This window comes from Cohnella zeiphila, from assembly GCF_014212055.1.
GTDB classification, from domain to species: Bacteria; Bacillota; Bacilli; order Paenibacillales; family Paenibacillaceae; genus Cohnella; species Cohnella zeiphila.
The window spans coordinates 67406-80895 of record NZ_JACJVO010000001.1 but is presented as its reverse complement, the minus strand read 5'-3'; the positions used below and the strand labels follow the sequence as shown (position 1 = coordinate 80895).

At 60.6% G+C, this 13490-nt stretch carries 15 protein-coding genes; 3 read left to right on the top strand and 12 right to left on the bottom strand.

What is annotated here, in order from left to right; translation table 11 throughout:
• Positions 1 to 58: 58 nt before the first annotated feature.
• Positions 59 to 331, bottom strand: coding sequence for a post-transcriptional regulator (locus H7C18_RS00375; RefSeq protein ID WP_185127024.1), 273 nt, complete (start codon positions 329 to 331; stop codon positions 59 to 61).
• 177 nt (positions 332 to 508) lie between these two features.
• On the opposite strand from H7C18_RS00375, the gene spoVB reads away from it, so the two are divergent.
• Complete coding sequence (spoVB, locus tag H7C18_RS00370; RefSeq protein WP_185127023.1) at positions 509 to 2104, top strand: stage V sporulation protein B; 1596 nt, start codon at positions 509 to 511, stop codon at positions 2102 to 2104.
• Here the strand turns inward: spoVB and H7C18_RS00365 are convergent, their stop codons facing one another.
• The gene (locus H7C18_RS00365) at positions 2105 to 2851 is read right to left on the bottom strand and encodes a YetF domain-containing protein (protein WP_185127022.1); all 747 of its coding nucleotides are present in this window, start codon (positions 2849 to 2851) and stop codon (positions 2105 to 2107) included.
• Between the two features lie 264 nt (positions 2852 to 3115).
• Here H7C18_RS00365 and H7C18_RS00360 point away from each other — a divergent pair, with 264 nt between their 5' ends.
• Positions 3116 to 3523: a TIGR04086 family membrane protein gene (locus H7C18_RS00360; RefSeq protein WP_185127021.1), complete on the top strand. Its 408-nt coding sequence runs from the start codon at positions 3116 to 3118 to the stop codon at positions 3521 to 3523.
• Positions 3524 to 3608: 85 nt separating this feature from the next.
• Positions 3609 to 4478 carry a phosphatase PAP2 family protein gene (locus H7C18_RS00355; RefSeq protein ID WP_185127020.1) on the top strand — a complete coding sequence of 290 codons (870 nt, stop codon included), beginning with the start codon at positions 3609 to 3611 and terminating at the stop codon, positions 4476 to 4478.
• 124 nt (positions 4479 to 4602) lie between these two features.
• On the opposite strand, the gene yajC is transcribed toward H7C18_RS00355, so the two are convergent.
• The 10 genes from yajC to H7C18_RS00305 all read right to left on the bottom strand — a co-directional run.
• Complete coding sequence (gene yajC, locus H7C18_RS00350) at positions 4603 to 4962, bottom strand: preprotein translocase subunit YajC (protein WP_185127019.1); 360 nt, start codon at positions 4960 to 4962, stop codon at positions 4603 to 4605.
• Positions 4963 to 4986: 24 nt separating this feature from the next.
• Positions 4987 to 6123, bottom strand: a complete 1137-nt coding sequence (gene tgt / locus H7C18_RS00345) for a tRNA guanosine(34) transglycosylase Tgt (protein ID WP_185127018.1) — start codon at positions 6121 to 6123, stop codon at positions 4987 to 4989.
• Positions 6124 to 6188: 65 nt separating this feature from the next.
• Entirely contained in the window at positions 6189 to 7241 is a 1053-nt protein-coding gene (gene queA / locus H7C18_RS00340) for a tRNA preQ1(34) S-adenosylmethionine ribosyltransferase-isomerase QueA (protein ID WP_185127017.1), read from the bottom strand.
• Entirely contained in the window at positions 7238 to 9349 is a 2112-nt protein-coding gene (locus H7C18_RS00335; protein ID WP_185127016.1) for a SpoIID/LytB domain-containing protein, read from the bottom strand. Before H7C18_RS00335 ends, queA begins: the two co-directional genes overlap by 4 nt.
• 2 nt (positions 9350 to 9351) lie before the next feature.
• Positions 9352 to 9825, bottom strand: a complete 474-nt coding sequence (locus H7C18_RS00330) for a DCC1-like thiol-disulfide oxidoreductase family protein (RefSeq protein WP_185127015.1) — start codon at positions 9823 to 9825, stop codon at positions 9352 to 9354.
• Positions 9822 to 10826: a Holliday junction branch migration DNA helicase RuvB gene (gene ruvB, locus H7C18_RS00325; RefSeq protein WP_185127014.1), complete on the bottom strand. Its 1005-nt coding sequence runs from the start codon at positions 10824 to 10826 to the stop codon at positions 9822 to 9824. Before ruvB ends, H7C18_RS00330 begins: the two co-directional genes overlap by 4 nt.
• A gap of 21 nt (positions 10827 to 10847) precedes the next feature.
• Positions 10848 to 11471: a Holliday junction branch migration protein RuvA gene (gene ruvA, locus H7C18_RS00320; protein WP_185127013.1), complete on the bottom strand. Its 624-nt coding sequence runs from the start codon at positions 11469 to 11471 to the stop codon at positions 10848 to 10850.
• Positions 11468 to 11971, bottom strand: coding sequence for a crossover junction endodeoxyribonuclease RuvC (gene ruvC, locus H7C18_RS00315; RefSeq protein ID WP_185127012.1), 504 nt, complete (start codon positions 11969 to 11971; stop codon positions 11468 to 11470). Before ruvC ends, ruvA begins: the two co-directional genes overlap by 4 nt.
• A gap of 139 nt (positions 11972 to 12110) precedes the next feature.
• Complete coding sequence (locus tag H7C18_RS35660; RefSeq protein ID WP_185127011.1) at positions 12111 to 12821, bottom strand: BofC C-terminal domain-containing protein; 711 nt, start codon at positions 12819 to 12821, stop codon at positions 12111 to 12113.
• 63 nt (positions 12822 to 12884) lie between these two features.
• On the bottom strand, positions 12885 to 13490 hold a 606-nt coding region (locus H7C18_RS00305), incomplete at its 5' end, for a hypothetical protein (protein WP_420481820.1).

The following is a 13490-nucleotide window of genomic DNA, read 5'->3' as shown; positions in this document are numbered from 1 at the left end:
AAATAAGGGCAGCCCGCCGCCGGTACGGACGTCGGGCTGCCCTTCGGGCGCGAACGGTCTAGCGCCGCTCGCCGCGATAAAGATTCAAAGTGATGAAGTTCATGAACTGCGTCACTCTTAACGACAAAATATCGTTCACGATCGCGTGCAGCGGAGGCGTACCTTTCTTGTGGTACTTGTCGCTGACGCATTCCCAGACGTCCGGTCCCGTCACCTGGTCGTATCCGAGCAGATGGAACTCCTCCGCCTTCGTCTCGCACAGCTCCCGGACGACCCGGCTCAGCTCTTCCTCCCCGAGTTCGGTCTCCGCTTTCGGTTCCGTCTCCGACATCCCCGCTCCTCCTTCCGCTTCCCGCGGCGTACATGCTCTCCTCTTTAACTTCTCCGCCCGGTGCCGAATTCCTGCCCGAGGGCGCCGCGCCGGCCGGGACAAACATTGGCATGAAGCGGACCGGCCCCCGCATAAGATTAGAGCATGTACCTTTATCGGAAAAAAAGAGGTGGACCGATGTCGCTGCGCAAGCAATCGTTTATTCAAGGCGCCATGATCCTTCTGGCCGCGGGCCTCGTCAACCGGCTGCTCGGCTTCGTGCCGAGGATCGCGCTGCCTCGCATTATCGGCGTCGAAGGCGTCGGCCTCATTCAGTTGGTGTATCCTTTCATGATCGTCATCCTGACGGTCATTACCGGCGGCTTGCCGCTCGCCGTCGCGAAGATGGTAGCCGAAGCCGATACCGCCGGCCGAAGCGGCGACGTGAAGAAGATCGTGCGGTTCGCGATGTCCATCGCGGTGTTCGCCAGCTGCGCGGCGGCGGCGGCCTGCCTGGCCATGGCCGAATGGATCGCGACCGTCGTCATGACCGATCCGCGGGTGCACACCGCCTTTCTCGTCATGATCCCCATTCTCCCTATGGTAGCCATCTCCTCCGTCTGGCGCGGCTACTTCCAGGGCAAACAGAACATGCTTCCGACCGCTTACTCGCAGACGACGGAGTCGATCGTCCGCATCGTGCTGTCGCTATTGCTCACGTCTATACTCGTCCCGTACGGGCTGGAGATCGCGGCTGCCGGAGCGGTCGCCGGCATGGCGATCGGGGAGCTGGCCGGCCTGCTCATTCTCTGGGTGCAGGTACGCAAAGACGTCAAATCGCCTAAATCACGCCATGCCAAAAGGGACGAGCCCTCTCCGGACCCGTCCCCCGAATCGCCTGCTGCGGCGAATGATCGCCGGCGTCTGTCCCGAACGCTGCTGGGCATCGCTATGCCCGTAACGGGGAGCAGGCTGATCGGCTCTTTATCTTACCTGCTGGAATCGATTCTGACGACCCGCAGCCTCGTTGCCGCAGGCGTGGCCGCATCTTTGGCGACGGCCCAGTACGGAGCGCTCCAAGGAATGGTCATTCCGCTGCTGACGCTGCCCGGCGCGCTCACCTTTTCCCTGGCCGTCTCTCTCGTTCCCGCGCTGTCGGAAGCGGCCGCCCGCGGCGACCGGGCGGGCATTCAGAAGCGCCTTCATCAATCGATGCGGCTGGCCATCGTGACGGGAGCGCCCTTCATCGCGATGATGGGACTGCTCGCTCATCCGATCTGCTCCCTGATCTATGGAGACGATTCGATGGCCGGCATGCTGCGATGGCTCTCCGTCGTCGGCATTCTTCTCTATATGCAGGCGCCGCTGCAGGCCGCGCTCCAAGCGCTCGATCGTCCGGGAACGGCCTTGCTCAACTCGTTCGTCGGAGCGATGATCAAGCTGTTTCTTATCGTCCGCTTGGCTTCGCGGCCGGACCTCGGCATGGACGGCGTCATTATCGCCATCGCTTGCAATATCGCGCTGGTCACGCTGCTGCATTGGATCAGCGTGGCCCGATTGACCGGTTTCCGCATGCTCCCGCTCGATTTCCTGAAAGTGCTCTCGGCCATGATCGTCACCGGCGCGGTCGCCCTCTGGATCTGGAATCTGGAGAACTTCGCGGGAGGCCCCCTCAAGCTGGCGGCCGCCGCCGCGTCCGCTACCGCCGTCTATTTGCTGCTCCTGATCTGGCTAAGGCTTATCGACAGGTTCGATGTGCAGCGAATTCCGTTTATCGGCCGATTGTTCCGATAACTACTTTTTGCGCCCGATATAGAGCTTGCCCCGATGGTCCATCGTGCATAGGAAAACCTGGCCGAAGCTGCGGATGCCTCGCTCCCGCAGCTCGTTCTTGAGCCAGAACCGGTTTTTCCCGATCTGTTCCAGGTTCCGGTCCTGCACCGCGCCGTCCATGATCAGCGGAATCGGCAGCAGCTCGAAGCGGAACTTCGGCTCTTCGCCTTCCGGCTTGGCGGAAGACTCGGCTTCAAAGTCCGGAGAGCCCGAGGATTCCGGCGAAGGCGGCGCCTCGGCCCGGCCCGGCGGCATGCCCTGCTTCTTGGGTTGAACGGACAGCTTGCCGCTCGATTCAAGAATGGCCCACTCCACTTCCCCGATATCGTCCAGCTTGTTCTCGCGAAGCTGGGTCATCAGATCGTCGAGATTGTAACGAAGCTTGCGCATCTCCCGCCAATTGAGCTCTCCGTTCCGGATCAGCACGCTCGGCGTGCCGTCGAACCAGAGACGCACGCGGCGGTTGCGCAAAGACAGCCGGGCGATGCCGAGCTGAATCAGCGCCAGCATCGCGATCGGAACGATCGCCGTCCAGACGGACCGCTTCGTATCCTCGATAGAGATGACCGCAATCTCGGCGATCATGATCGAGATCACCATATCGAAGACAGACAGCTTGCCGATCTCCCGCTTGCCCATCAATCGGAGCATCAAATAAATAAACAGGTACATCAGCACCGTACGAAGCAGAATGGGCGTCATTTCCATTATCGGCCCCTCCTCTGTCGCTTAAGGCGCTTCCGGCGGGATAACAGCGAACGGGACCGCGATCCCTTTCCTGTACTCATGCACCCGCAAGAAAGCCGCGCCTTGTAGTGTCACCCCGGTCCCGGAAGCTCATACCGCCTCGCTCCTGTGGAAAATATGGCATCCAGGCCCGGGAAGGCGGCCCGTCCCCGATTTATGTACTAGCTTGCGGGGTTTCGCCATAGGCTGATACAAACCCTGCGAACAAAGGAGCGTGTTCCTTCAATGAAGCCCGTTGCCCCCGTAACCGGATTTCGTATCGCTTCCCCTTTGCTGTCCGGCATTTTGTGGTCCGTCATTTGGCTGGCGATCGGCACGATCGTTCTGTCCCTCATGCTTTACGGAACGTCGATGGCCGAGGCCGACACCGTGCCCTGGGTATTCGGCATTCACGGGTTCGCGTCCTGCTGCGGAGGCTTTGTCTCGGCTCGCCGCGCCGGACACAAAGGATGGTCCATCGGTCTCGGAATCGGATTGACGTATGCGATTCTCGTGCTGATCTCCAGCTTTCTGGCCCATGACATCGGCTGGACGCCCCGCATCGCGCTGCTGCTCGGAATCGCGGCGGCCGCAGGCGCCTTCGGCGGCATGCTGGGAGTGAATACGGGCGGCGGGCAGGCCAGGAGGAAATAACCCCCACTTTGGGTTTTCTAATACAAATTATGATATACTAGGACGGTGCTTCGATCAGCGGGAAAAAATGAGGAGGATCGCACTTGTGGCCGTATTCCATTCGATGATATCCGTTACGGGCTACACTCTCGTTACGGTGGCGGCTCTGCTCTGGTATGGAACCGGCAGACAGCCTCTCGCTCCCGCTTACGTCTTTGTGCGGTCGCTCCTAGCCTCCCCGAAGTATTTGTTCGTCTTCGTCTCGCTGGTCGCCATCCTGCTCGTGAACAAGTACGAGATGAAGCTGGAAGAGCTGCTTCCCGTCCATTACAATTTGACTTCCGCGTTGAGCGGCTGGGAAGGAAGCTGGCAGGGAGCGCTGCAGCGGGCCCTCCGGTCCGATTGGCTGACCTTCGTCAGCTCCTACTTTTATTTGATCCTGCTGCAAGCCGTTCTGGTCGCTTCGATCGGCATTTATACGTTCTACGGCAACTTGCGGCTATACTACGCATTCAGCGTAGCCATTCTGCTGAATTATTTGATCGCCGTGCCGTTTTTCTTATTCGTTCCGGTGAACGAGGCATGGTCCGTTTCTCCAAGCATTCACTTTCTCATTCTGCAGACGTTTCCGAATTTCGAGACGGAGTACCGCCAGCTGTCGGGATTGAACAACTGCTTCCCCAGCCTGCATACGTCCATCTCGGTGACGATGGCCCTGATCGCGGCCCGTTCCGGCAATCGGCGTTGGGCCTGGTTCACGGCGGCAAACGCCGCAATCATCCTGTTCACGATCTTCTACCTGGGCATCCATTGGTTTACGGATATGATCGGCGGCTTATGCCTGGCCGTATTCGTCAGCTGGGCCGGATTGAAGATCGGAGATCGGCTCGCGCGGAGCCCGTCCGGAGCGGCGGAAGAAAAGCGCGAGAGCGAACGCAAATGGTTGACGGCAACGTCCCGATCGACCGGTTCTTAAACCAAAAGTAACATGATGCTCTGAAGTGAATTCCGATTCCTTTTGGGGGAGCCCCCGATATAGCCTTAAACACAACAAAGCCCTACCTCCTGTTCAGGAGGTAGGGCTTTGTTCTGCTTGCCGATCAAACGCTGGCTTCGGTCGACGTCTCTTCCTTAGCTTTCGCTTCGGATTTCGCTTCCGACTTGGCTCCCGATTTCTCCGGCTTGTCCGTCTTCGTCTCGCCGCGAGCCGTCACGTTGTTGACCGCCGACCGGTCGAACGTGAGCTTCGTCACGTCGTTCACCTTGAGTACGGCGATGTCGTCGGTCAATTCGACGATCGTGCCGTGAAGCCCGCCGATCGTCGTCACTTTATCGCCCTTCTTCAGCGCGCGGAGCATGGAATTGCGATCCTTGGACTTTCTCTGCTGCGGCCGAATGAGCAAGAAGTAGAAGATGACGAACATCAACACCAACGGAATCAATGACGCATAACTGCCCATCTATTCATAACCTCCTTTCACGAATCAGAATCCGCTCTCGTTGGCGGCCATGCCGTATTTGTCAAAAAATTCATCCCTGAAATCGCGCAGCCGGTCTTCCCGGATCGCTTCCCGTACCTGTTCCATCAGGTTGACCAGGAAGTGCAGATTATGGATCGTCGTCAGACGGAGGCCGAACATCTCGTCCGCCCGAATCAGATGGCGTATGTAAGCCCGGGAATAGTGACGGCAGGCGTAACAGGAGCATTCCGGGTCCAGCGGACCGAAATCGCTGACGTACTTCGCGTTCTTCACCACCAGCCGGCCTTGGCTGGTCATGGCCGTGCCGTTGCGCGCGATGCGCGTCGGCAGAACGCAATCGAACATGTCGATGCCGCGCATGCTGCCTTCGACCAGACAATCGGGAGATCCGACGCCCATCAGATAGCGAGGCTTGCCTGTCGGCAAGTACGGAACCGTCTCCTCCAGCATTTCGTACATCAGCGGCTTGGGCTCGCCTACGCTCAGTCCACCCATAGCATACCCCGGAAAATCCAGGGAAGTCAAATCCTGCGCGCTCATCTTGCGCAAGTCTTTGAACATGCCTCCTTGGACGATAGCGAACAGCCCTTGGTCGTGCGGACGGGCATGCGCCTTCAGGCAGCGTTCGGCCCAGCGGCTCGTTCGTTCAGTCGACTGCTTGACGTAATCGTATTCGGCCGGGTAGGGAGGACACTCGTCGAACGCCATCATGATATCGGAGCCGAGCGCGTTCTGGACGGCCGTCGCGACCTCGGGAGAGAGGAACAGCTTGTCGCCGTTCAGATGGGAGCGGAACGTGACGCCTTCCTCCGTAATTTTGCGCCGTTCGCTCAGAGAGAACACCTGGAAGCCGCCGCTGTCGGTCAGAATCGGCCGGTCCCAGTTCATGAACTTGTGCAAGCCCCCGGCCTCTCGCACCAACTCGTGCCCCGGACGCAAGAACAAGTGATACGTGTTGCTCAAAATGATTTTGGCATCGAGCGCCTTCAACTCTTCCGGACTGACGCCTTTGACCGTGGCCTGGGTGCCGACCGGCATAAACGTCGGCGTATCGAACGACCCGTGCGGCGTATGAACCCGTCCGAGACGCGCTCCCGTCTGAGCGCAAGTTTTGATCAATTCGTAGCGAATGGCTGACATATTTCAATCCACACTTTCTCAAAAAAGTGACGCGATTCAGGTCCTCATGGCAACAGGCCGGACGATCAGACGATGAACATGGCGTCGCCGAAGCTGAAGAAGCGGTATTCCCGTTCGACGGCTTCCCGGTACGCGTTCAGCACGGCCTCCCGGCCGGCCAGAGCGCTGACGAGCATGACCAGCGTCGAGCGCGGCAGGTGGAAGTTCGTAAGCAGCGCGTCGACAAGACGGAAGCGATAACCCGGATAAATGAAAATGTCGGTCCAGCCGCTGCAAGCTTCGATCCGTGCGCCTTCAAACCGCTCGCCAATCGTCTCCAGCGTGCGCGAAGATGTCGTTCCGACGGCGACGATGCGCCCGCCCTCGGCCTTGGCGCGGTTCAGCAGCGCGGCGCTCTCCTCGCTGACCGAATACCATTCGGCATGCATCTCATGCTCGGTTACTTCCTCGGCCGTCACGGGCCGGAACGTTCCGATGCCGACGTGAAGCGTAATGCGGCACAGCCGGACGCCCGCTTCCTCGATTCGCTTCAAATAATCTTCCGTAAAATGAAGCCCCGCCGTCGGCGCCGCAGCCGACCCTTCATGCCGCGAATAGACCGTCTGGTAACGGTCGCGGTCTTCCAGCCGCTCCTTGATGTACGGAGGCAGCGGCATCTGGCCCAGCCGGTCGAGCAGCTCGTTGAAGATCCCCTCGTACTCGAACCGGATCGTTCTCGCTCCCATCTCTCCTTCCTCTTCTACGACCGCGGAGAGAAGAGGTTTCGCTTCCGTTCCTTCTTGGGAGCCGAAATGCAGGAGCGTTCCCCGGCGAATTTTTTTGCCGGGACGAACGAGCGCTTCCCACGAATCGCCTTCCAGCCTTTTGAGCAGCAAAACTTCGACCTTGGCGCCCGTATCCGGCTTGATGCCGTACAGCCGGGCCGGGATGACCTTGGTATCGTTCAGCACCAGCGTGTCGCCCGGCCGCAAAAAACCGATCAGATCGCGAAACTGCAAATGCTCCGTCTCGCCGGTGTCCTTGTGCAGAACGAGCAGCCTGGAGGCGGTCCGCTCCGCGAGCGGCGTCTGCGCGATCAGCCGCTCCGGCAAGTCGAAGTCAAAATCGCTTACGTTCATTCCGTGCCATCCTTCTCGATCGTTACGTCTTTATAGTAGTATTTCAGAATCGATTGATAGTCATACCCTTTGTCCGCCAGCCCTTTGGCCCCCCATTGGGACATGCCGAGACCGTGTCCGTACCCTTTGCCGCGGATGATGAATTCCGAATCCGTCGTCGCCGCCCGCAGCTCGTCTTTGGCCCCAAGTATGTAGAGGTTGCCGCCGCCTGCCGCGCGAGCGTCTCCGGAGGCTCCCAGGATCTGAACGGAGGAAGCGTCCCCCGCGAAATCTTTCTTCTGGCCGTTCGCGCCGATCGCCGTGTAGCGTCCCGTCTCCTCGATGTCGATCAGCGTGCTCTTGATTCCGCCCAGCGCGCCGCGCAAATTGTCGGGATAGCCGACGTCGACGGGCGAACCGTTGGCCGTGAGCTGCGTGGCCCGGCCGGACGGTCCTTTGGCGGACACTTCGAGCGTTCGCAGATCCCCCTGGATGCGGCTACTCGATGTCGCTTTTTTGTTTATGGACGATTGGAGCTGAGCGGCGGACAACGGGCCTTCGACCCAAGCATAGTTCGTATATTCCGGCACCTTCTCCAGAACGACGACCTGATCGCCGGCGTTGACCCTGTCGATCGGGTCGGCCGTCTCCGACACTTGAGGGGAGGGACGAACCGCCACGTCGTTGCCCGTCGCCTGATACAGCTCGATTCCCGCCGCGTTTTTCTGACCGCTGTCCGTCAGCAGATCGCTGCGAATGTAGCCGATCTTCCCATCGGGCAGCGCGACGCGGTACCAATCCAGCTTGCCGTCCTGCGGCCCCTCGTCCGGGCTGACGGCGGCGCTCGCCAAATAAGGCGCGTTGTTGCCCCATACTTCCGCCTTGTTGTCGGCCGTTACGCCTCCGGCGTTGGACGAGAACACCGCGTCGATGATTTTCCCTTGGTAGGTCATCACTTCGCCGGCGGTCGCCTTCACGGCCGCGATCGACGGATCGTTCTCGCCGCCGATGCCGTTATAAGTCTGGCTGAGCGTCGTATCGACGACGTCCGCGATCTTGAACCCGTCCGTCAGGGACAGCGCGTAGGAACGGGCGGCGACCGCTTGCGCCTTCAGCGTCTCGGCGGGCCAGCTGCCGATCACTTCGGAACCGACGACCGAATACAAATATTCGTCGAGCGGAAGCTCGTTCACCAGCGCCAGATGCTTGTTCAGAACGCTGATCTCCATGCTGCCCCGGTACGATCGCTTGCTTCGTTCCAGTACCTGAATGCCGCCGGTAGCCGACGAGACCGCGAGCTTGGTTTCGGCCGCGGACGGAATCGCATAAAGCGGCACCGGCTTGTTCGCGGCGCCGTTCACCGTCATGTCCTGGCGGATCGTCACATACGGATCGCCTGCGTCCGATGCCGATGCCAGCTTGCCCGCGGCTGCGACCTTCTGCTGAACGTCCGCAAGGGCGCCCGCATCGACCGCTTGGCCGATCCTCACATAGTAGGCGGGGGCTTTGCCGGTCGGCTTGATCGCCACAAACGCGTCCAATCCGGCATCGCCGAATTGGCCGGCAGCCGCCTCGGCCGCCTCTTCGCTCGCATAAGGACCCGCCTGAACCGCCCATGGGCCCAGTACGGACGGTTGGCTCAGCGTCTGCACGCCGACCGCCACTCCCGCTCCGGTCCACTTGGCCAGCGCGGCCGTCGCCGACGCCGCCGTGTCGTAATTGCCTTCCGTCACCTGATAGACGGACCGGCCCTTCTTGCTCAGCATCGTCACGAAAACCGCGTTCGAGGAAGCCTGCACTTTCTTCATCACCGTCAGCGCAGCATCAAGGTCGGCGGTCTCCAGCACCAGCGCCCGGTAACCGTCCACGGCGAAGCGGGCCGATTGTCCGGCTTCGGCCGAATCGAGCGCGACTCCGTTCAAGGCGAACTTCAGCCCTCCCGACGAGACGAGCGTCACCGCCGGCGTCAATGCCTGGTACTGGCTGCCCAGGTCGATAAACAGGGCGACGCGGATCCGGTCCGGCACCGTGACGGCGCCGGCCGCGCCCGTCTGACCGAGAGCAATCGCCGCGAGCAACGTGCCCGCGAGCGCCGTTCGAGCCAGCTTGTATCCTTGCCGTTTGATCATCGTCATTTCCCTCCAATAGGTGGTTCCTTGCGCGGCAAGGCGCAGACGCCTTTATCGCAGGCGTCCTTACGTCCGAATAATTGATATCGATAACGCGCGATGAGCCGGTACAACCAGCCGCTAAGCGACCGGAACCCGGGCCATGAACCGACGACTCCGAGCCACTTCAGCGACGGAACGTCCTTGAGCAGCCGCATGACCGCTTCCGGTCCGCCGTAAAGCCGGCCGGCTTCGTCCGTCACGTGAAGCTGTGCGGCCAGACGTTCCGGCGGAATGCCCGCGATCGCGGGCCAGGCCGGCGTCTCTCCGGATGCCAGCGACTGCAGCGCAATCCATTCCAGACGGGATTCGGTGCGGATCGCCCGAAGTTTGGCGGCCGTCGCCAAGCAAAGATTGCACTCTCCGTCATAGACGACCTTCAGCGCCGGTTGTTCGTCGAATGATCGGCGCGAACCGTTGCGCCTGCCGCCGCTCACGGCTTCTCGGGCACCGGTATTCCGAGATGGCGGTAAGCCGTCGGCGTCACGACCCGGCCTCTCGGCGTTCGCTGAAGGAAGCCGATCTGAAGCAAATACGGTTCGTACACGTCTTCGATCGTCTGGCTCTCCTCGCCGATGGAGGCGGCGATCGTATCGACGCCGACCGGTCCGCCGCGATAATTCGCGATCATCGCCTGCAGCATCTTGTGATCGATCGCGTCGAGCCCCATCGGGTCCACCTGTATCCGTTCCATCGCCTCATGGGCGAGATCTTCCGTAATGATGCCGTCGCCCCTCACCTGGGCGTAGTCCCGCACCCGCTTCAGCAGCCGATTGGCGATGCGCGGCGTGCCTCGGGAGCGCCGGGCGATCTCCCGCGACGCGTCGCCGACGATGCCGACTCCGAGCAGATCCGACGTACGCGAGACGATATAGGACAGCTCTTCTTCCGTATAAAATTCCAGGCGGCTGACGACGCCGAACCGGTCGCGCAGCGGCGCGGACAGAAGCCCCGCCCGCGTCGTCGCCCCGATCAGCGTGAACTTCGGCAGATCGAGCCGCACGGAACGGGCGCTCGGCCCCTTGCCGATAATAAAATCGAGCGCGTAATCCTCCATCGCCGGGTACAGCACTTCCTCGACGGTCCGGTGCAGCCGGTGAATCTCGTCGATGAACAGCACGTCGTTCTCCTGAAGATTGGTCAGAATCGCCGCCAGGTCGCCCGGACGCTCGATCGCCGGCCCGCTCGTCGTGCGGATATTCACGCCCAGCTCATTGGCGATGATGTTGGAGAGGGTTGTCTTGCCGAGCCCCGGAGGACCGTACAGCAAAACGTGGTCGAGCGCCTCGCTCCGCATTTTGGCCGCTTCGATGTAAATTTTCAGATTGTCTTTGGCCTGCGCCTGGCCGATGTACTCCGCCAAATAGCGGGGACGCAAGCTGAACTCCCCCGCCTGGTCCTCCATCATCAGCTGGGCGGTGACGATTCTCTCTTCCATCGCTAACCTTCCCTCCCCGCCTTATCCTTGGAACAATTGCTGGAGCGCCTTCTTCATCAGGAAATCCGGCGATTCCGCTCCGGTAACCTCTTTCTTCATCGTATGCCAAGCCTTGTCCAGCTCCGATTCCCGGTAACCGAGTCCGGAGAGCGCCTCCCGGGCGGCGGCCCAATTGGATTCTTCCGCTTCGGCGACCTTCGTCTCCAGCGTCAGCTGCAACGAAGGCGCCGCCGCATACGATGCGTCGACCGGCCCGAGCTTGTCCTTCAGATCGAGAATCATGCGCTGCGCCGTCTTCTTGCCGATGCCGGGCAGCTTGGTCAGAAAGCCGAGATTCTCGTGCTGAATCGCCGCGGCCACCACCTCCGGACGTCCGCCCGCGAGTACGCCGAGCGCCACTTTCGGCCCGATGCCGTTCACGTCCAGCAACCGGCGGAACATCGATTGTTCCTCCCGGGTCGGAAAGCCGAACAGCTGAATCGCGTCCTCGCGCACATGGTGGTGGATGAACAATTGAACCGGTTCGTCCCCTCGGCCCAGCGCGTAAGGATTCGGCACGAATACCCGGTATCCGACGTCCCGCACGTCCAGCACGACATATTCCGTCTCGATATGTACGACGCGCCCTCTAAGAAAATCGATCATGCCCGCGTCACTCCGTTCATTCTGTCGTTCAGGCCGACGGAGTGGGCGTGGCAGATCGCCACGGCGAGCGCGTCCGCCACGTCGTCCGGCTTCGGAACGGCGCTCAGATGAAGCAGCCGCTTGACCATCTCCTGCACCTGCTTCTTCTCGGCCCCGCCGTAACCGACGACCGCCTGCTTGACCTGCATCGGCGTATATTCGCCGACCGGAATGTTCCGCTGCGCGGCCGCCAGGAGCAGAACGCCCCTCGCCTGTCCGACGCTGAACGCGTTCGTTACGTTTTTGTTAAAAAACAGCTTCTCCACGGCAACCGTCTCCGGTTGGTACCGGTCCAGCAGCTCGCACGAAGCTTCGTAAATTTGCACCAGCCGCTTCTCGGTCGGCGTGTTCGCCTCCGTCTGGATGCAGCCGTATTGAACCGGAACGACCCGGTGCCCGAGCTTGTCCACGAAGCCGAAGCCCATGATCGCAATGCCCGGGTCGATGCCCAAAACCCGCATGTCGGGGGTCCCCGCTCTCTATCGGTCGATAAGGTACAAAGTAGATTATAGCAAATGTCGGCAGGAATGAGAACAAGAGCCGAACGCCAATAAGCGCCCCCCATCTCTCGAAGGGAGGCGCCTGCCGATCGTTGCATTTTTACGGCTCGATGGGCTTGAGCGCTTCGGCCGTCTTCTCTCTCGCGTAATCGCTGAAGGTCGACATCACGCTGTTGAACTCGTCGCGGTCGGTCACCCGGATTCCGTCCGCCAGCTCCTTCAGCTTCTCTTTGGACATGCTGCTCTCCAAGGACTTCACGTCCAGTTGGAAAAAGGTGCGCAGCACCTTCTCCTTGCGGGGAGGTCCGTCGTACAGCGAGACGTTGCCGACCTGATCGATTCCGACATAAGCGCTTTTGCCGCACGCCGGCGAAAAGTCGTCCACCGTCTCTTCCATTCGGACGACCCCTTCCTCGCCGAAATCCGCTTTCCAATCGCGATGGGCTTTGAGCAATTCCATCGCTTCGGCCGTCGTGTGGCGCCCCAGCTTCCTCGTCTCTTCTCCGCACAAGTAGACGCGGTGCAGCGTAATTTCGACCTCGCCTTTCCATTGCGACAGGGCGGCCAGCGCCTTGCCTCGCTCCGAACCGGATGGATCGTAAGAGATCGGGAGGTTGTCCGACCATGTCGGCAAAGAATCGTCCGTTACGGGAACGGACGCCGCTTCGAATCGATTTACCGCTTGCCGGGACAGGATCAAGCCCATGACGACGGAGGCCGCCACGACGGCGATCCACATCCCGAGAGACCACACCGGCCGCCTGGATCGTTTGATTCGCTTTTTCAGATCTTTGATCCGTAATCCGAACACCGGAATCCCCTTCTTTGCTTTTTTCCTATTGTTACCCGGGGATTCCGGCCTTATTCGCAATCGTTACCTGTTCACCCAAGGAAGGCTTTGCTTGCTTCTCGGCCTGGAGCCGCCCGAGGACGGCTTTGCCTTGATTTTTGCCTTCGCCGCAGGCTTTTTGGCCGGCTTCTCCTCCCGGACGGCCGATACTTCGGAAGCGGCGTCTTGAGACTTTTCGTCCGAGACCCGGAAGTCGTCATCCAGCCCGCCGAGCGGCGGAATCGTTCCTAGCGAGAGCGGAGAGATGCCGCCCGGATAGCCGAACCCGTAACCGTGCATTCCCGGATAGGCGGCGGCGGGAGATACCTGGTTACCGTAACAGTCGCACGGACCCATGGAGACAGGAGATACTTTCGACGGCCCGATGTTTGCCGGCGAGACCTGCGTCGTTCCGTAACCATGATACGGACTCATGTTCGCCGGGGATACTTGCGGCATGCCATAGCCCATGTACTGACCCATGTTGGCCGGAGATACTTGCGTTCCATAGCTGACATTTGCCGGTCCCACATTTGCCGGGGATACATTTGCCGGTCCCATATTTGCCGGAGATACATTTGCCGGTCCTATATTTGCCGGAGATACATTGGTCATGCCGTACCCGTCATACGGACCCATAAACGCCGGGGA